An 18,943-nucleotide genomic window follows, 5' to 3' on the forward strand; every position below is an offset into this window, starting at 1 on the left:
CAGTTTGTCGATTTTTAATCACGACTCATCGACTCGCTCGCTGCCGGACACCGAGTTTGTGGTTTCGAACGAGCTTCAGAGGCTTCTGGACCGTTGGGAATCCATGGTGGCTGCGGGTGAGGACGTCACGGCGGAACAGCTTTGCGAAGGCGACTTGGGCTTGGCCGAGCAACTGCGGGACTACGTCAATTGGCTGGAGATGTCGTCGGGACATGGTCCCGCGTCTCCGGTGCCGCTTCCGGAGTCGATCGGCCCTTACAAGATTCTGTCAGAGATATCCCGAGGTCCCTATTCGATTGTTTATCTGGCCGAGCAGCGGTTTCCGAATCGAAAGGTTGCGTTGAAACTGTTGCATGACCTGGCGGCCCGATCGAGGGTCAAATCGCGTTTTCAGCTTGAGGTGGAGTTGCTGGGGACGCTTCAACATCCCAACATCGCCAAGATCTTTGACGCCGGTGTCGCCGATGTGCTCGGCGCGTCTCGACTTTATTTCACGATGGAATGGGTCGAGGGGGCGGACATCGGACAATACATCCGCTTCCGCCGGCAAGAGTCGGACTGGTCGCCTTCGGACACGATCCGGCTATGTCTGCAGTTTTGCGAAGCCTTGTCGGCGGCCCACGCCGAAGGGATCGTTCACCGCGACCTGAAACCGGCCAACATGTTGGTCACCGACGATGGAGTGCCGAAGCTGATCGATTTCGGGCTGGCTCGAATCCGACGCGACAACGTCGACGAATTGGGGCATGAGCCGACGACGGAAGCCTGGATCGGAACGCGCAGCTACATGAGCCCCGAGCAGTTCAATGCGCAGCTTGGTCAAATCGACGTTCGGACCGATGTCTATGGCATGGCGGTGGTGCTGTATCAGTTGCTCTCGGGACGGCTTCCCTATGAGATCGACAAAAAGACGATGTGGGAGACGGCCCAAATCGTCAAAACTCAGCCGCCGTTACCGATCGGTCGTGTCGACCGTCGCCTTCGCGGTGATTTGGAATTGATCTTGGAAACCGCGTTGGCGAAAGAGCCGGGCGAACGCTACGCATCGATGGAAGCGTTCGCGACGGATCTGAGAAACTATGTCGATGGCAAACCGATCCATGCTCGACGTCAGGGGGCGGGCCGGGCGTTGTGGAAGTGGAGTCTCCGGCACCGTCGGGTCGCCGCCGTCTCGGTCGCGGCTCTCGTGTTGTTGGTCGCGCTTGCCGTCACCGCCGGCATCGCGGCGAAACTCGCCAACGACCGCGCGAGAGATCTTCGTGACATCAACGAGATCCTCCGTTTGAACGAGGCGGAACTCGTCAGCGCGAACGAGCGATCGTCCAAGTCCGCTCGGCGGCTACGTCGAACCGCAATGAACCAGACCTTGTTGCGTCTGGGGCTGATCGCCCAACGTGAACCCGATCATGTCGCCGAGCAATTGGCCGACGAGTCAATTTGTCCTCCGGATCTTCGCGGCTTCGTCTGGCGTCTGCTGTATGAATACACGACCCAAGTCACGACGGGATGGAACGCGGACCGGCGCGGGTTGCTGGACGTTGCCGTTTCCGATGACGGGGCGTGGCTGGTCACCAGCGGGCCGTCGGGCGTGCGTGCCTGGGAAACGGCATCGGGCAACCCGATCGCGGCGATCGAAGGACAAATCGATTCACCGACGGTTCGACTGGCACTCGATGGCGATTCGCGCGCGGCACTGTTCGCGCGACGCGACGGCACCGCCGTCCGGTTTGACATCGATTCCAACCAGACGCACGTGCTGTGGTCGGACGACGCGGCACGGGCGACCGCTGTGGCGGCGGTCACGGGCGACGACGGCTACTTGATCGGCGACCAATCCGGCCGTGTCACGCACTTTGATCGCCCCGGCGGCCGGCAGACCTGGCAACGCCGGCTGGATGATTCCGCGATCATCGGATTGACCATTGCGGCCCAGGGCGATCGGGTCGGTACGGTTTCGCAGAACGGTGTGCTGACGATATGTGACCTGCAAACGGGTGAACCGCTGGAACGGCAAAAAGCGTCGTTTGTCGCAGACGACGCGCAATCGGTCTTCCGTGGCCGATACTCGGATGACCTGCGATTGGCGTGCTTGTGCCGTCAAGTCAAAGCCGCCGGGATCTGGGACGTGGCTTCCAATCAGTCTCTGCGGACTTGGGGCGGCCAACTCTTCCTGCCCGATTTGGAAATCTGTCACTCCGGCGCGGGGCTCCAAGGCCAACGTATCCTGCTCTGCGGGCGTGGACAGGTCGTTCTGTTGGGCAGCGATGGAAAGCTGGCAACGATCTATCGCGGCGATCGCGCCCAGTCGCTCAGCCTTTCCCCGAACCAGACGACAGGGACGCTAACCGAATCTTCACCGAACGTCGATTGGGATCCCTTCGTCGTCGATGCGTCCCGGCACGGCGACAATGTCGCCATCGGGCTGAGGGGCGGGCGCGTCTTGATCGCATCGGTCACGCCCAAACGGCTGTACCAATCCTGGAAACCGCTCGGGCAGGTCGTGCGGCGACTGGCGTTTTCGTCCCGCGGTGATCTGCTGGCGACCTACAGCCCCAATGGGACCGTCGGCATTTACGATGCCCGGACGGGCGAGCTGCGACGCCAGTGGGCGACGGGCACCAAGAACATTTACCAAATTCTGTTCGCCGACCCGGATCCGATTTTGATCACTCGTGCACGGGGGCGCGACGTCGACCTCTGGGACGCAACAAGCGGTCACCAAATCGATTCGCCGAACGTCCCCGGTGGGACGCGGGGGATCATGCTTGAGGCCGATCGGCTGCTGATCGGCTTGGACGACGACAAACCGAGGTGGTTGCCGATGGACAACTCGGCTGAAACGCTTCGTCTGGGGCACTCGGCAGAACACGTCGATTCAAGCATCGCGATCGCGGCCAAGGATCGCGTGTCAGGCTTGTTGGCCACCGCCGATGAAAACGACGTGGTGGTGTTGTGGCGGGAAGCGGAGAATGGGCAAGTGGAACGATTGGGCGAGCGTCACCTGGACGACTTGAAAACGATGAAGTTCCACCCCGGCGGTTCTGCATTGGTCACCGGTACGCTCGATGGCATGATCACGGTTTGGTCGATGCCCGATTTTCAAGTCATCACCCGTCGCCAAAGCCCTGCCCAATTGGCGGAACTCGATTTCTCCAATGACGGCAGCGTCATGGCGAGTGGCCACTTTGACGGCGAAGTCCTGTTCTGGGACACCCAGGTCTGGCAGACGCAGTTGGTGGTCCAGACCAACATCGTACCGATCCGCAGCCTGCAGTTTTCCCCGCTCTCAGACCGATTGGCCGTCGCCGGCAAGGGTGATCACATCGCGGTGTTCAGTACACAAACCCCAGACGATCGCGACCGAGAACGGCAACGCCCCGCAACCGCCCGAATGGCGGAGAAATAGGGGCGGTTGGGCGACGAATCGTTCTACGTTGTCAACCACGTGGGACAATTCCGTCAGGGGCGACGGGAGACGATTTCGCGGCTGCCCACTGTGTTCCTGTCCTGTGCGGGTCCGCTATGTTAGTGGCCGGCGATCGGTCGGCCTGGTTACCGACCGTCTCTTCCACCTTCCCTTCATCTGTTGAACTCATGTCAGAACGTATCATCTTGCGCACCGGAGAATCACTTGTTGCCGGCGGCCCCCCGTTTACCGCCGCCGAACCCGAAGTCGTGATCGGCGAACTCGACGGTCCGGTCGGCACCGCCTTGGCCACGCTGACCGGTGACCAAACCAAGGGGCACACCAAAGTCTTTGCGATCCTGAACACCGACATCCAAGTCCGCCCGGTCACCTTGTGCGTCAGCAAGGTCACCGTCAAAGACAACCGCTACACCAACATCCTGATGGGGACGGTGCAAGCGGCGATCGCCAACGGCGTGCTCGACGCGGTTCGCGCCGGCGACATCCCCAAAGAAAAGTGCAACGACCTGGGAATCATCTGCAGCGTCTGGCTGAACCCGGGCGTCGCCACCGCCGACAACCTGGATCATAAAGCACTGTTCGACATCCACCGCAAAGCGATGGCCCAAGCCATTGCCAAAGCGATGGCCTGTGAACCGTCGATCGATTGGTTGCTGGAAAACCAGGAAAACATCACCCACAAGTACTACCAAATGGGCTTGGACGGAAAGATCTGATCCCTGGGGAATCTGCTCCCAGCCGACGGCAGGGAGCAGGCTGACAGAAAAATTTGGGGCAGACGAATGGTCGGGAAGAAAAGCCGATAGGAAAATGGGTGACAAGGAAATCGCCGGGGCGCGGATTTGATCGGCCGCGGTCCGCGCCGGTGCCGGTCACGTCTCCTTGTCATCAATCTGCTCGTCGTTCTTCCCGCCGCCAGCGCAATGACAGGTTTCGACAATCGGATGTCAACGGGCGGCTTGCGAAAGATCGAGCGCCAGTTGCGTCAGCAGGTCGTCGAGTGATGTCTCATCGTCACTGTCGCTATCCGCCTGCGATTCGGCGGCCGGCCAGTTCTCAAATCGCATAACGTTCTGCGGTGTTGCAGAGGTCGCCGCTGAGATCGTTTCGGCTTCGGCCTGAATGACCGCCGGTTCCAAAAGATTCATCCCCGAGCGTTCCCGATCGCTTGGCGTGCTTGAGATCAGCGGGAATTGGGCAAGCAGACTCGATGCGGCAACGGTGCCGCCGGTTCGCCTTACCGACTCCGACTCCATCTCCTGCTGCAACGCGACGTAGTTGATGACCAACAGTGCGTCCAACGGCGAGACGCGGCTGTTACCGTTGACGTCGGGGAAGGTGTTTTCTGCCGGCAACGCTTCACCGGACGCTTGTGAAGCCTGTAGTCGTGCCAGGAAATTGATGACCACCAAGGCGTCCAAGGGAGTGACCGCTCCGCTCAGATCCGTGTCGTAGGGATTGTCAATGGAGTTCCATCGGCTGAACAATCCGACGTCGATCGACGAAAGAGTCTGGCCGGTCGCCAGATCAACCTGTCGCAGGGCGGTCACCGGATCAAAATTACTGTCGTGATCGTCGCTTCCGGGGCGATCGTTGAGTGTGATTTGGTCGACCGTTTCGGGAACCACTTCTAACCGATACGAACCAGGAATGATCCCGGAGAATTCATAGCCGCCGTCCTGCGCGGTCACCGTGTGTGCAACCGCCACCCCGCTCCCTTCGTCGATCAATCGCAACGACACGGATTCGCGCCACTGCTCCGACGCATCACGGAAACCGTCGCGGTTGACGTCTTGCCAAACGACGCCGCTGATCGATGCAGGCGTGATGCGAATCCCCAAGTCGATCGCTTGGATCTGGTCCTGTTGACCAACTTCAATTTCTTGGGGCATGCCATCGAGCGGTGCCGATTGAATGTAGCCTTGTGGCTTCACGATCGTCAGCGTGTGATTGCCCACGGGCAGGTCCGCCAGTCGGTAGCCTCCATCCACCTGCGTGATCGCAAAGGCTTCGCCGTCGTCCAGCGTTCCATTGCCGTTGGCGTCCACAAAGACGGCGACGTCGGCGACCGGCAATTCGCCCTCGTCCCAGACGGTGTTTGCGTTGGCGTCGTTGAAGACTCGGCCATCGATCCGTCGATTCGCCACCGTCACCGAGTCCTGAGAGTACACCGAGACCGGCGCATTGATCCCGTCATCGATCGTCATGTAGACGAAATAAGATCCATCAGGAACTCCGTTCGTATCCCAGGTCAGCTGACCGCTTTCGTCGGTTTCCGCGATCCCGGATTGAATCAAAATGCCGTCCAACCCGTCGGAGTCGGAATCGTAGTAAAACGCAATCGACGCGTCGTTATCAATGTCCAATGCGTCGTAGGAAATGGAAACCTGTTGGCCGAATCCACCACCGGCGACCTGGGTGATCACGCCCTCCGGTGGACTGTTGCTGGAACCGGCAAAGAAATCCACGTGGCCGGTGTTGCCATTGCCGTCGACCGACAGGGACCACACGCCCGATTCGGGCTGGGAAACGACCACCACGCGGCGTTTCCGATTCGACAGGTCATCAACGATCGACATCCCGGTTGCCGCGATGATGTCGGCTTCGGTCAACGTCGCCCCGGCGGGAGTTGTCAGCACGATTTCTGCGTCGGTTTCATTGTCCCACTGCGCAGAAAACAACGTCCACTCCTTTCCCGATTCGATCATCACCTGATGCGAAAACGGTGTGATTTGGGCCGGCAATTCGCCTTCGCCATCTTCGATCAGTTCGGCGATTTCTTCGGCGCCGATCAATCCGATTCCGCCGTCCAGCCAAACGCGAAATCCCAATCCGACATCACCGATCAAGGGCAGCGGGAAGCTGGCATAGGCGCCCGTTGAATCATTCGAAAAATCTCCATCGTCGGTGAATTGCAAGAAGAATTGACCTGCAAACGCTTCGGTGCCGCCGATCACCGGAAACGCTTCCGGAACGGTGAAGGTGGCGCTGGCGGAGGCGTTGAGGTTTAATCCGCTGTTTTCGTCGACATGTGCTGCAAAACTTGCGTCGTCGGACAGGATGGTGCCATTCAGCACATTGAATCCGCCGCTGGCTTCCAGCGTGCCGTCGACCCAATCCCAGGTGGTCGTTCCATCGACGATCGCCAGGCCGTTGACGATCGACAGGTCCGCTCCGATGGTCAGTTGTCGGCTGTTGAACGACGCGGATCCATCGAACCCCAGTAGTTTGGCTTCCACCGGGCCGCCGGCCCAGTCCGGCAAGTCGACACTGACTTCGGGACCGAGCGTCATCCCGATCGCGCCGCCGAAGGTGATCGGTGTTGGGTCGCTGGGGGCAAAATGATCGACGCTGCCGGAGACGCGCTGCAAGAATGCGGCGGGCAACACCGGAACCGGGATTCCCAATCCGTCCGCCAGGATTTCGATCGAATTCCATTGGTTGTTTAGGAATCCCAAATCGACCCCCAATTCGATTCCCCACGGCTTGATGTCAAGTCGTGCCCCGGCATCCAGGGTGTTTGCGATCGTATCAAAACCGATCCCCGCCTGTTTGACCGTCAAGACGCCCGGCAGGACCCGGATGTCTTCGGCCGTCACCCTTCCGACCAGATCGATTTTGCCGTTTGCGAGCTGGATCCGGTTTTCGTCGGTGAAGTTGGCCGTCACGTTGAAGAAATCGGGCAAACGCACTTCGCCTTGCAGCCAGACACTCGGATCGGGCGAAGGCCGGCAACTGGCCATCATGCCTGTCGCTTCGACGTCAAACACACCAAGCACGTTGATTTCCATGTCCGCCAGCGTGAACGGCTCCAGTTCCGGATCGCAGGGTGTCGGCCCGATCGCTGCCAGAACGGGCGTTTGGAAGTCGTGCCAAACCTGGCCGATCGCTTGTCGCTGAGCCTCCGTCGTGCTGCGGAACAGCAGCGATGCCGGCAGGTGTCGGTAGGGACGCAACGTGTCGCTGGCATTGGCGACGGCGTACATCACCGACAACCAAGTCAAATAGTTCAGGTCGTCGTGAAAGTACAACGGATGATTCAACCACTCGGTGTCGTCGAAGTACTCGAAATGTGTGTCATCGGGCCGATCCCGAGTTTCGGTGCGAGTGTCGCCGGTGTACGTGAACGGGACCAACACCGGGTGTGTGTGGTTCTTGGACAGATCGATCGCGGAGAACGTCGATCGAACCCAATCGCCGGAGAGAAAGGCGTCGCCCGCCAGGCTGACCGGGTCGCCATTGGTGACGAAGTGCAACACCTGCTCGGTGCGCAGTGCATCGAACATGGCGGCATAGTCGGCGTGGATCCCCGGGGCGTTGAAGGTGACGACGCGGGACAAGTCACCTCCGTCGCTCGTGTATCGCGCGGCCATCAATTGAGTCAGTCCGCCTCCAAGGCTGTGTCCGACAATCGAAGGTCGACCATGCGATGCTGAAATCACGCTCAGCCAAGCGGCGACCGTGTCATAGGCCGCCAGGAATTGCCCGGTGCCGACACCGTCGGGATGAAAATCGTCGAACCAATCGGTCAAGAAATCGACCGAGCCGCGGATCGCAAGAACCGGACCGACCGAACTGCTGACCAACCCCACGGCGTCGAATCCGGTGACCGGATCCTCGAACACGGTGTCAACCGTGAACTCGACGGTGGAGACCGGACCATAGCCCAGGTCGGAGAAGGAAACGGTTTGCCCCGCGACCCAATCTTCATAGGCGATGTCTTTGGCCAAAACCTCCATGACCGCAGGGGTCAGTGAATGTTCCAAAGGCAATTGGTAGATCTCGCGTCCCCGGACGCCATCGTTGCCGATCATGAACAGGTTCGAACCGGCGATCGTCAATTCTGCCGGGCGGGGATTAAAGTCGTAGTCGAACGTCGCCCGTTGCAGGGTCCCGTCCAGGTCCAAACGCCAGAGGTCGCGGCCGTTCTGATCGGTCGCTTGGAAATACAGGGCATTGCCGATCACGTGAAAATCGTCGGGATCCGACGACCGGCCCTCTTCCCCGATGACGATCGGCGAGTCTTCAAACAGATCCTCCAACAGACCCGTTCCGGCGGCTGTCCCGTCGCTGATGAACAATTCGCAACCGTGTTCCAAGTCGTTGGCGCGGAACACAATTTTGTTCGCAAATTCGATGATGCCTCGGCCAACATAGTCGCCAAAGCAGCGCGATCCGTCCGTCCCCGTTTCCAAATCGACGACCGGGCGTGTTCCGGCGGCCGATCCGTCGCTGATCCAAAGTTCATTGCCGATGTTGGTGCCGACGACGCCGTTGAAGTTGTCGTCACGGCGAAACACCACGCCGTCGTCGAACGGCGTCAGCGACGTGATCCACGAACTGTCGGTGCCTTCATCCAGGTCAGCGACCAATCTCGGATCGTCTGAGTCGCTGTCGATCACCCACAGCTCCGCCCCGTGGTCCGGATCCTCGGCCACGAAAAACAGCTTGCCACCGGAAACCACCAGCTGCTCCGGATTGGAAGAAAACGGAAACGCACTGCCGGGATAAAGATCGGCGCGCTGCACCGTGCCTTCGGGCGTTCCATCGCTACTCCAAAGCTCACGCCCGGAGCCGGGGCTGTAGGCGCTGAAGTACAAACGGTCGCCGTAGCGGGTCAGATCCAACGGCTGGGACGATAACATCGCGGTGGGATCGATGTCTTTCAGCAAGGTGGCTTGTCCCGTCGTTGCCTGTAACGCCCAGACCTCGCGTCCGCTGGCCGATTCGTCGGCGGTGAAGAACAGCGTGTCGCCGATCGCGATCAAGTCGCTCGGTGCGTTGGGGCCCGGAACCGGATCGCCATTGATCCCGAGCGTCGCGTACGTTGTTCCCCCCGTGGAACCATCGGTTTTCCAAAGCCGTGATTCGGTACCATCGAATGCTACGAAGTACAGCCATCCATTGAATTCGACCAGTTCGCTGACCGCCGCCCCCTGAGGAACATTGCCGACGAACGCTGGATTGATATCCATGACGACTCGGGTATCGAACGAATTGCCATCGGACACCCACAGCTCTTCACCAAACTCCTGGGACTTGGCGACAAAGAACAACTTGGATCCCACGCGGGTCAAGTGTTTCGGTTCCGACGAAATGCTGGCCGTCGTCTGCACCCCGACAAATTCCGTTCCCAAGGCAGTGCCATCGGTCCGCCAAACATCGAACCCGCGAAAAAAATCACTCGCGCCGAAATAGACGTGGTTTCCGACGGCCGTCAATTCCTGTGCAAGGCTGTGGGAGCGATGACCGCCGGGACGGATGTCTTTCACCAGCGTCGTCCCTTCCGGCGTTCCGTCGCTCTTCCAGACCTCTCGTCCGTCGACGCCGTTGTCGGCGGTAAACACCAAAGCATTGCCGAGCGCAGTCAGGTCGCTCGGATCGGAATCAATGACACCCGCCGCGATGTCTCGCACAAGCACCGTTCCGCCGGTCGTGCCGTCACTGGACCACAATTCGACACCAGCGGAAGATTCTGCGGCGAAAAAAACGCGATCGCCGGCTGCGGTCATCTGCGACGGCGAAGACGAATCGTCGCCCGGGAAAATGTCTTTGAGTAACTCCACCGTGCCGCCCCCGGAGCTTCCTGAAGACCCGCGAGAGTACAGTTCACGTCCGCTGGCCGGAGCACCCGTTGCGGCGAAATAAAGGCGGTTGTTTGTCGCGAGCAATTCCCCCGGTGACGAACTCATCGGGCGGCGGATGTTGACGCTTGCCCCCGTCACATCGGTCGCGTTGACGACGTGCTCTCCGGCGGCCAAGTCACCGGCGACGATGGTACCAGCCGCCGTGCCATCGCTCGCCCATAGCTCTCGGCCGACGGCACCTGAGCCAGACGGGACACCATCGGCGGAGAAGTAAAGCAAGCCGTCGAAGACGACCAGATTTTGCGGGTTGGACGAAAACGGACCGAAGTCCGATGGCAGGACCTGCGTTCCGTCGGCTTCGAAAAAGACCCAATTGTCGCCCGCATCGAGTTGCCCGACGATCGGTTTCCCGCTGGCGTTTCGAATCACCGGTTTGTTGTCGCCGTCGGTCCGCTCGACAAACAGGGGCGTGCCGTCGGCGTTCGTTTCCGGAAACACGTTGGCAACCAGAGCGGTAACACCTTGCAAATCGGATTTCCAGAGTTCCCGCCCCAGGTTCGGCGTCTGTGCGCTAAAGAACAACGTGCCTTGGTCGATCGTCGCGGCAAAGGTCAATTGATCCGGGGCCGAACCCGCCTCGCCGGCTGTCAGATCGGCGACCAGGACGGTGCCGGATTCCGTCCCATCGCTGATCCACAACTCGTTCCCGTGCGCCCCATCGTTGGCGACGAAAAACAGTCTGTCGCCGGCCGCGGTCAAGCGAGTTGGAAACGACGAATCGCCGTAGGTGTACGTCACTCCGTCGTATTCATAGCTGGTCACGGTCGGATTAATGTCGCGAACCAGCATGGTCCCGGCCTCGGTCCCATCGCTTTTCCAAAGCTCTTCTCCGAGGGGGTCGGTGTAGGCCGTAAAAAAGAGCGTTTCGCCGACCGCCGTCAGATCACCGATCTCGCCGTCCAGATCGCCGGGACCGATGTCTTTGACCAAGATGCCGGGGCCGTCTCCATCGATAACGAACAATTCTTTACCGTGCAGTCCATCGTCGGCGACAAAAAACAGACGATCGCCGACAGCGACAAACTGCTGGGCTCCCGACGGCGGCGCTTGCGGGTTCAAGTCCCTTAGCAGCGCCGTTTCCAACACTGCTGCGGCCAACATCTGACGCTTTTCCAGCGTTTCGATCCGCAGCCGGCCATGACGCATTCGTTCCCGACTCGCTCGGCCCTGCCCCCAAACTAGACGTTTCATCGCGATTTCCCAGGTTGCAAGTTCATCAGCGCGATTGTTTGAGGCGATCATTTTACCTGAATCTGCGTTCAAAGGTGAACGATTCGCCACAGGCCCTGCACAGCGGTGATCGTCGGGGTGATTCAGCGGCTGACCAGCGCAATCTGATACGCAATGACAAGCAGCTTGATCTGCACCGCAAGCAGCTTGATCTGCGATGACAGGCAGGGGAAAATAGCGGCGTAAACGTCCGCGCGCGACGTCGGATCGCGACGCTGCGAATCGGACGGCAGTTGAGACAACTTGATTGGAGAGAGACGAATGAAGGCTTGGATTATCGGGTTGGTCATGTTGGCGTCGGCATCGATCGCTTCGAGCGCCCAGGGACAGTACGTTGGGATCGATGTTTACGCGCCCGGCTACCCCGTCGCGGTCGCTCGGCCGGTTTTGGTTCCGCCGATCGTGTATCCCGCGCCCGTCGTGCTTGCTCCGGCCGTCGTCGCACCGCTGCCGCCGGTGGTGGCGCCTCGACCACGCTACTATTTCTACACGCCTTATGGCGGCACCGAGGTGCGCGTGCCGGGGCGACCGGTGGCCAACACCTTGCGCGCGATCATTCGCTGAGCGCATTGCCCCTTGTACGACCGCCCTTCCGGGCCGTCGCGCCTCGGACCACTCCCTGTACGATGGCCCTTCCGGGCCGTCGTGGGTAGGCGTCTGCCCGAGGAGCAACAACCTTAGCAGGCGTTAACCAGGCGGCTAGTATTCCATCTCGCCATTCGATTCTGGTAATTGGCAGTGGACGACGCGAGGAGTCCACGCGGCGCGCAATCCGAATGGAATCGTCGCCTCGTCCACTACGTGAAAACCAAGCTGCGGCGGATCACTTGTGCTGTGTTCCGATTGGTTTTCACGCGTCGCTTCGGCTATGGTGAAAGGGGGCAATCCTCGCTATCCAAATCGCTGAGGAGACGGTGCGATGAGCCTGTCGGTCGAATCTTCCGCCCCCAAACCGCTGCTGTGGTGTCTGGTTTTCGTCGGCAGCTGGTTGGCCCTTTCGGGTTTTGCATCGGCTGTGGTTCAGCTGCGCGCGTCACGGTGGCCGACGGCCGAAGGCGTGATCCGCCGCTGCGAAGTGGTTCCGGAGAACGATTATTACTTCGTTCAGCTGGAATATGAATTCACCGTCGATGGCGTCGTATACACCAACGACGATGTCTATCTGTATTCCGGCATCGGCGGCATCTCGGTCGCCAGTGAAACGATGGGCGGCGAAACGCAGGCGGAGGCCGAAACGATCCGCAGCAGTTATCCGGTCGGCAAATCAGTCAGGGTCTACTACCAGCCGGACAATCCCGGCCGATCGGCGCTGATCATCGACGCGACCGGAATCCTGGTGATCGCCGTGTTCGGTTTGATCCTTGCCGTGATCGCGTTTGTGCCGATCAAGTTTCCCAAACTGTTTCAATCGACGCGTGAGCGAGTCGAAAATGACGACGTGGATCGCTGGGGCGCCACTCCGGTGGTGTTCACCGCCGAGGTGTTCCAGCGTCTGGAACAGGAATTGTCGGCGAGGGAAGACGCCGACACGTCGCATGCGGGATCCATTCTGAACGCGTCAGAGTTCGAAGTCATCCACTGGCGACCGGGGCAGCGTGTGGAGATCAAGCGTCACGACGGCGGGCTGTTGTCGCGCAAGCCCGCCTACCTTGTTTGCATTGACTGGGAAAAGCAATCGTTGATCGCCGGAAACGAAGGCGAAACGGAGTCGATTCCGTTCTCGGCGATCGACGAACTGCGTTTGGGCGGGCTTCGTGAAATCCGCAGCACCGGCGGCAAGAATTCACGAAGCTACGAAGCCTGGGACGTCTGGCTGGACGCGATCGTCGGTGCGCGGCGAATCCGACTGGTCAGCAGATCGGACTTTCGCGACCCCGACCGGGCGTTTTGCCACGCGCTGCGGCCGGCGGCTCCGCTGGCGGTCAGCCTGGACCGACCGCTTCGTTGGGTCGGGTTTGACAGTCATGGAAAGTATCGGCCACCCCGATTCGTCTCGCAAATCGAACTCGTCGATGTTGTTCCGCCGGCAGATGTCCCGTCAACGCATTCCGGCGACAATCCACACGCGGTGGACTACGGCGACACGGAGACGCCGAGCGATCAAGACGATTCGGTGCCGCAAAACGAATGGAAATCGATTTCAAAGCCGGCCAAGACAAAGGTCTCGATGCAACAGTCGGACGACTCGCTGCATGTCGGCTTGCCGCGTCAGTTTCGATTTTCTGAGGTCCAGGGGTTCGGCTTTGCAGTCCTGATCGGCGGGTTCATTGCGATGATTTCCCCGGCCGTCTTTCGCGACCCCGAACCGGGGCCTCGTATCTTCGTGGCGGTGTTGAGCCTGATCCCCTTGGTCGTGCTGGTCCACACGGTCAGCCAGTGGGCTCGAAGGGGAGTCATCGACGTGACCAAGAATCGATTGACGGTCACGGTGCGGGGACTGTTGCGATCCAAACGCCGGCAATGGTCGATCGGGGAGTTGTTGACGGTCTGTGTCGTCCCCAGCGGAAAGGAACGCGATGGGATGCCGATCGAGGAGCTGGCGGTCATTACAGTCGGTGGTGCTTCCCATCGCTATTTCAAATCGTTCACCAATCGAGAACTCGCCTGGATCGCGGGATCCATCCGCCAGTTTCTCGCCTTCCCCGATCCGCCCGCGGTCACCCAGTCCGATCCAGACAAAGACGTCTTGGAGATCTCTCGCGGATTGGTTCGATCCCAGCAACAGGCGATGGAAGACGCACTCGATGAAATGAAGCAGCAGGCACAGCGTTTGAACGAGGGGCTAAGGAAACGGGACGCGATCCTGGAAACCGACGAAGTCAATCCCGTGATGCCGGAAGTCGCCGATGAAATCGTGGAACGCATGGAGCAAGTCTCGCGGGCCGATTCGGCGACCGCTCGCGCCGAATTCGGTCTGATCGATTTTGACGTCTGGAATCCGGGCAAAATGATTCGGTACCGAAACACGACCTTGGATCCGAGACAAAACCTCATTAATTCGCTCGTCAGCGGTTTTGGATACGGAATCGTTTTCCTGTTCGTCGTGCCGTTTGCCGTCCCGATCCTCGGTGCGATTGTCTTGATTCCGATCGACATGATGGGTTCACGACGATGGCATTTCGTGGTGACCGACCTGATGGCACTCGGCGGCGGACTACTGTATTGGATCGCCACGTTGATCCTATTGGCCACCGCATGGACGTACTTGAAGCTTGCCGCCGCGTTCGCGCCGCGTGAAATCGAGTTGGATTGGAAAAAGCGACGAATGACGATTCGCGATGCCCACCGCGAACAAAGTTTCAGTTTCCAAGAGATTCGGCGTCTGAACCTGCGCGAGGTCAAGCGTCCGGGCGCAAAACGCAAGCACTCGATGTTCCGTATGGAAGCACAACTGCCCGGACACACTGTGATTCTCTTGGAAGCGGATGAAGCAGACGAAATCCGCGGGTTGGCGACTCCGGAGATGCCCTCGCAACAACGCGTGCGGTTGTTGGCCAAAGAGCTCGCGCCGCACTTGGATGTCCCGGTCCATTTGGCAGAACCGCTGACGGACCGTTTTAATGCCGTCGGCTATCCGGGCGAAGCACGGTTGACCGACGTGCTGCGATTGTGGCGGAACGTTGACGGTGGGACACGAGTCAGGATCTCCCTGGCTCTCGCGGCGATCCTGTTGTTCTGGATCGTCCGGATCGTGCAGCGTTATCAGGCGAATGTCGATGTGTGACGCCAGCACGTGGCGTGAGCAGGTGGTGGGCGCTGGTGGTGGGCGCTGGTGGTGGGGTGACTTCGGGCCGCTCGCTGACGCTTCCCGCTGGCATGGGATGCCAGCACGTGGCGTTAGCCAGTGGCGGGCGCCGGTTGCGGGGTGACCCGGGGCCGCTCGCTGGCCGGCCTGTCGATTTAATCAGCCGTTTGGCGCGAGCCTACGGGCCCGGTGCGTTCTCTCGATGGTTCATGCCCGTACGCTCGCGCGATACGGCTGATCTCACGTGGGATCGGATTAAATCAACAGGTCGAGACGCGTCCCGCTGGCAGCTTTTCTAATCGCTTTGCCCCGGATCATTCTGCTTCGCCCTACTGCACGCCAATGTTGGACGTGCCGCTCGCTGACGCTTCCCGCTGGCATGCCGGGTTCATTTCCCCTTCAGCTTCGAAATCAGATAATCGCTGGTCGTTTCGTGTTGCACGTCTTCCGCTCCGGGATAGACCAATTCACACTCGACTCCGACGCTGCGGCAGTGCTGTTGCAATTGCACGCCGAAATTAGCGGTGTGCGTGGGGTCTTTGGCCGGTTTGCCCATCGCCGGCGGGGCGTTGTACAGCAGGTGCACCGGCGGGTCATCCGCACTGACGAGCGCATAGGGCGAGTACTCGGCAATCCACGGCAAGATCGATTCGCGTTCGGCAAGGAACTCGTCGAACTGCGAAAGCTTCTTATCCGCATCGCCCTTGAATCCGAACGCGTGGCCGCCGTAGCGGCTGTTCGGCGTCCACGTCTTCATCTGCTGTGGGTCGAGCGTGGTTTGTGCCCCGCGGACGGCGGCGCACAACAAACGCGTCGACTGGCGTGCGATCGGATCGTCGCTGGTCGGATCCGCCATGTCGGGATGAAACGCCAACCACAAACTGGAGCACGCACCGGCGGACCCACCGGAGGCGGCGATCCGCTGGGGATCGATGTTCCATTGATCCGCCTTGCTGCGGACAAATTGCAGCGCGCGGGCGGCGTCATGCAGCGGCCCTTTGACCGGCGGCACAACACCGTCGGCCGTCGCCTCGGGGATGAACCGATACTCGACCGAAACAACCGAGATGCCGGCGTCGAGCATCTCGGGCAACATGTTCAGCAAGCCGCTCATGCGACCGCCGGCCATCCATCCGCCGCCGTGGATGAAAAACAGCAACGGCGTCGGCGTCTCGGATTCCGCTTTCCAAAAATGCAGCACCTGTTTCGGGTGATCGCCATAAGCGACGTCAAAATCGGTGGGGTTGGGCAATAATGGACGCGTCGCCAAATACCGCTCGGCTTCCTGCTCCTTGATTTCACGAACGAAAATGTTGCGCCAACGGATCTCGCCTCCGTGCGTCTGCAACATGATCGGTCCGGTTGCGGGCAGCGGTTTCGATCGGTCCCAATAGTTCTCCATCACCGCACCGTCGACGACCAACCGGTTGTTCAGCCAAACCCAAGTGCGGTCGTCGATCTGACGAATCTTGAATTGATTCCACTGGCCGAACGGACGATCCGCTTTCACCATCGGGTCGCGACCGAGCGTGCTGGGGTTGTTATTGAACAATCCGCCCGACCCGAGATGCGGACGACGGGTCGGACGCTTGGGGTCAAAGACTTGGTTGGAGTCCCAGATCTGGACCTGCGGCGTGCCTCGCAGATAGATGCCGCTATCGGCCGAGGGAACGGTTTTGTATTCCAGCAACAATTCGATGTCGCCGAACTCCTGGTCGGTTGTGGCGTAGGGGCCGTGGCCGTCGTTGACCAGTTCACCGTTTTCAACCCGCCAGTGATCAGCAAACTCACTTCGTTGCTTGGCGATTTCCGCCTCTTTCTTTTCACCGGTCAGTTTCGACACCGGGTGCGGGTTCAATCCGTGCCAACCGGAAAGGTCTTTGCCGTTAAAGATCGCTCGAAAGCCTTTCGGCGGTTTCGGTTCGGCCGCCTCGGCCAGCGGGTTGGCCGCGATCAGCGGCAGAATAATGACAATCGCGAAACTTCGCGCAGCGACGCGGATCATGATGTGTTCTCGCAGGTGGGATAGGGGTGGGAGGGGAAGGACAATGATTGTAATCGGACCGAACTAGCGGCGAACACCCTCGATGACACTGACTTCGGTACCGGTCGGGACGATTCGTACCAGATCGAATCCCGAGTCATCGTACAACGATCGGTATTCATCGGCCGTGCGTTCCTTTCCGCCGGGGATCAGCATCATGGTCAGGTCCAGGAATTTTCCCATGAACGGATCGTTCCCCGGCGGGATCACGCTCTCGACGACCAGCAGCTTGTTCCCCGGCGCCATCACCGAATGACAGTGTTTTAGAATCGTCCGTGCACGATCGTCGTCCCAGTCGTGAATGATGTGTCGCATGACATACGCGTCCGCTCCACCGGGCACGCTGTGGAAGAAATCACCGGAAATCAATTGGCATCGATCGAGCACTCCGGCAGCTTCGATTTGAGGACGTGCCCGTGAAATCACGTGTTCCAGGTCAAACAGGATGCCGTTCATTTGCGGATACTTTTGCAGGATCGCCGTCAACTTGGAGCCGTTGCCGCCGCCGATATCGGCAAGGGTGTCGATCCCGGCAAAGTCATAGGCATCCAGGATTGCACTGGTTTCACGGCCGTGAATTCCGGTCATCGCGGCATCGAAAATTTGCGCCTTTTCGGGATGCTGGGCCAAGTGTTCAAAGATCGGCTGACCAACGACTTTTTCATACGCGTTGTCGCCGGTTTGGACCGCATCGGCAAGATTGCCCCAGGCCAGAAAGTGTTCCTCGCCCATCATCAACGCCATCGATCGTTGCGATCCCGGGACGTCGCTGCGGAGTAGTTCCGCCAGCGGCGTCAGCGTAAACCGCTTGTCGTCCTGCTCGGCAAACACGCCGATGCTGGCCAGCGCCCGCAACACGCGGTACAGCAGTTCCGGTTTCGTTTCGGTGGCGATTGCCAGTTCTTCGATCGACTTGCTGCCATCGACCAACAAGTCTGCAATCCCGAACTTGGCTGCGGCAAAGATCGCTTGTGAGGCGTAGTACCCGGTGATCAACTGGCCCAATCGAGCCGCCGGCGGAAGTTCCTTCATTGTTTCCTCGACGATTCGTCGGCGTGTTGGTGATCTGGTGACCGTCGGATTCTATCTGGACGGCGCCACTTCGTGCGGAATGAGATAGAATACCCGCACGCAGCGCCAGTGGCTCGCTGGTTTACTCGTGCCGCGGCGCGCGAGGGCTGCAGCAGATCCGCTCGCTCGCGTTTCGGGCTGGTATGGATCGAATATCATGTGAGAGGGCAAACGGATCGATCACGATCAACCATTGGCGAAAGAGTCCATCATGCAAAGCGAAACCTCTGGCACGAACGAGGACCCGTTTGACTTGGCACGCTTCGTCTCCGCCCAAGAAAGCTGCTACCCACAGGCGCTCGCGGAAGTCCAGCACGGTGAAAAACGCACGCACTGGATGTGGTTCATCTTCCCCCAGCTGCGCGGATTAGGGTTCAGTCCGACCGCCCGGTTGTACGGCATCAGCGGCATCGGTGAAGCCGAGGCTTACTTGGCCCATCCGGTGTTGGGGCCGCGATTGGTCGAGTGCTGCGAAGCGGCCTTGTCGCTCCAAGGCCGAACGGCCACCGAGATCTTTGGCCAACCGGACGACATGAAGCTTTGTTCATGCGCCACCTTGTTCGCGCAGGTCGCCGGTTCGGCGTCCGTGTACCAGCGAATCCTCGACAAATACTTCGGCGGAGGGTCGGATGATCGAACGCTGCAGTTACTCGATCAATAACGCTACATTGAAATTGATATTTCGTGGATCGCCAGCGGCCCCCACGCTCTGGCGAGCGTAGCTACGGCAATGGGTGGATCGCCGTGCGAACGTAGCGACCTTCGCCGGAAGGTGATTC

The 18,943-nt window shown here is 59.9% G+C and carries 9 protein-coding genes; 5 read left to right on the forward strand and 4 right to left on the reverse strand.

Annotated elements, in window-relative coordinates; genetic code table 11:
• Positions 1–106 precede the first annotated feature (106 nt).
• Both Mal15_RS11575 and Mal15_RS11580 read left to right on the forward strand, forming a co-directional pair.
• A complete protein-coding gene (locus Mal15_RS11575; protein WP_167546742.1) occupies positions 107–3,406 on the forward strand; it encodes a WD40 repeat domain-containing serine/threonine-protein kinase in 3,300 nt (1,099 codons plus the stop codon).
• A 188-nt stretch (positions 3,407–3,594) separates the two neighbouring features.
• Positions 3,595–4,143 carry a formaldehyde-activating enzyme gene (locus Mal15_RS11580; RefSeq protein ID WP_147867903.1) on the forward strand — a complete coding sequence of 183 codons (549 nt, stop codon included), beginning with the start codon at positions 3,595–3,597 and terminating at the stop codon, positions 4,141–4,143.
• Between the two features lie 231 nt (positions 4,144–4,374).
• Here the strand turns inward: Mal15_RS11580 and Mal15_RS11585 are convergent, their stop codons facing one another.
• Together Mal15_RS11585 and Mal15_RS34025 are read right to left on the reverse strand one after the other, a co-directional pair.
• Entirely contained in the window at positions 4,375–11,265 is a 6,891-nt protein-coding gene (locus tag Mal15_RS11585; protein ID WP_167546743.1) for an ELWxxDGT repeat protein, read from the reverse strand.
• Positions 11,266–11,387: 122 nt separating this feature from the next.
• Positions 11,388–11,546, reverse strand: coding sequence for a hypothetical protein (locus Mal15_RS34025; protein WP_167546744.1), 159 nt, complete (start codon positions 11,544–11,546; stop codon positions 11,388–11,390).
• A 19-nt stretch (positions 11,547–11,565) separates the two neighbouring features.
• On the opposite strand from Mal15_RS34025, the gene Mal15_RS11590 reads away from it, so the two are divergent.
• Together Mal15_RS11590 and Mal15_RS11595 are read left to right on the forward strand one after the other, a co-directional pair.
• Positions 11,566–11,868, forward strand: coding sequence for a hypothetical protein (locus Mal15_RS11590; protein WP_147867905.1), 303 nt, complete (start codon positions 11,566–11,568; stop codon positions 11,866–11,868).
• Between the two features lie 355 nt (positions 11,869–12,223).
• Positions 12,224–15,028, forward strand: a complete 2,805-nt coding sequence (locus Mal15_RS11595; RefSeq protein ID WP_147867906.1) for a DUF3592 domain-containing protein — start codon at positions 12,224–12,226, stop codon at positions 15,026–15,028.
• Positions 15,029–15,437: 409 nt separating this feature from the next.
• On the opposite strand, the gene Mal15_RS34650 is transcribed toward Mal15_RS11595, so the two are convergent.
• Both Mal15_RS34650 and Mal15_RS11605 read right to left on the reverse strand, forming a co-directional pair.
• Positions 15,438–17,054: a family 16 glycoside hydrolase gene (locus Mal15_RS34650; RefSeq protein ID WP_147867907.1), complete on the reverse strand. Its 1,617-nt coding sequence runs from the start codon at positions 17,052–17,054 to the stop codon at positions 15,438–15,440.
• Between the two features lie 63 nt (positions 17,055–17,117).
• Positions 17,118–18,125 carry a methyltransferase gene (locus Mal15_RS11605; protein WP_147867908.1) on the reverse strand — a complete coding sequence of 336 codons (1,008 nt, stop codon included), beginning with the start codon at positions 18,123–18,125 and terminating at the stop codon, positions 17,118–17,120.
• 250 nt (positions 18,126–18,375) lie between these two features.
• On the opposite strand from Mal15_RS11605, the gene Mal15_RS11610 reads away from it, so the two are divergent.
• Positions 18,376–18,825 carry a DUF1810 domain-containing protein gene (locus Mal15_RS11610; protein WP_147867909.1) on the forward strand — a complete coding sequence of 150 codons (450 nt, stop codon included), beginning with the start codon at positions 18,376–18,378 and terminating at the stop codon, positions 18,823–18,825.
• Positions 18,826–18,943 lie beyond the last annotated feature (118 nt).

It is taken from the genome of Stieleria maiorica, assembly GCF_008035925.1.
Taxonomy (GTDB): Bacteria; Planctomycetota; Planctomycetia; order Pirellulales; family Pirellulaceae; genus Stieleria; species Stieleria maiorica.

Coding starts and splice junctions, on each gene's coding strand:
- Mal15_RS11580 (WP_147867903.1), top strand. CDS start 3,595: ATGTCAGAACGTATCATCTTGCGCACCGGAGAATCACTTGTTGCCGGC.
- Mal15_RS11610 (WP_147867909.1), top strand. CDS start 18,376: ATGCAAAGCGAAACCTCTGGCACGAACGAGGACCCGTTTGACTTGGCA.
- Mal15_RS11585 (WP_167546743.1), bottom strand. CDS start 11,265: ATGAAACGTCTAGTTTGGGGGCAGGGCCGAGCGAGTCGGGAACGAATG.
- Mal15_RS34650 (WP_147867907.1), bottom strand. CDS start 17,054: ATGATCCGCGTCGCTGCGCGAAGTTTCGCGATTGTCATTATTCTGCCG.
- Mal15_RS11595 (WP_147867906.1), top strand. CDS start 12,224: ATGAGCCTGTCGGTCGAATCTTCCGCCCCCAAACCGCTGCTGTGGTGT.
- Mal15_RS11590 (WP_147867905.1), top strand. CDS start 11,566: ATGAAGGCTTGGATTATCGGGTTGGTCATGTTGGCGTCGGCATCGATC.
- Mal15_RS11605 (WP_147867908.1), bottom strand. CDS start 18,125: ATGAAGGAACTTCCGCCGGCGGCTCGATTGGGCCAGTTGATCACCGGG.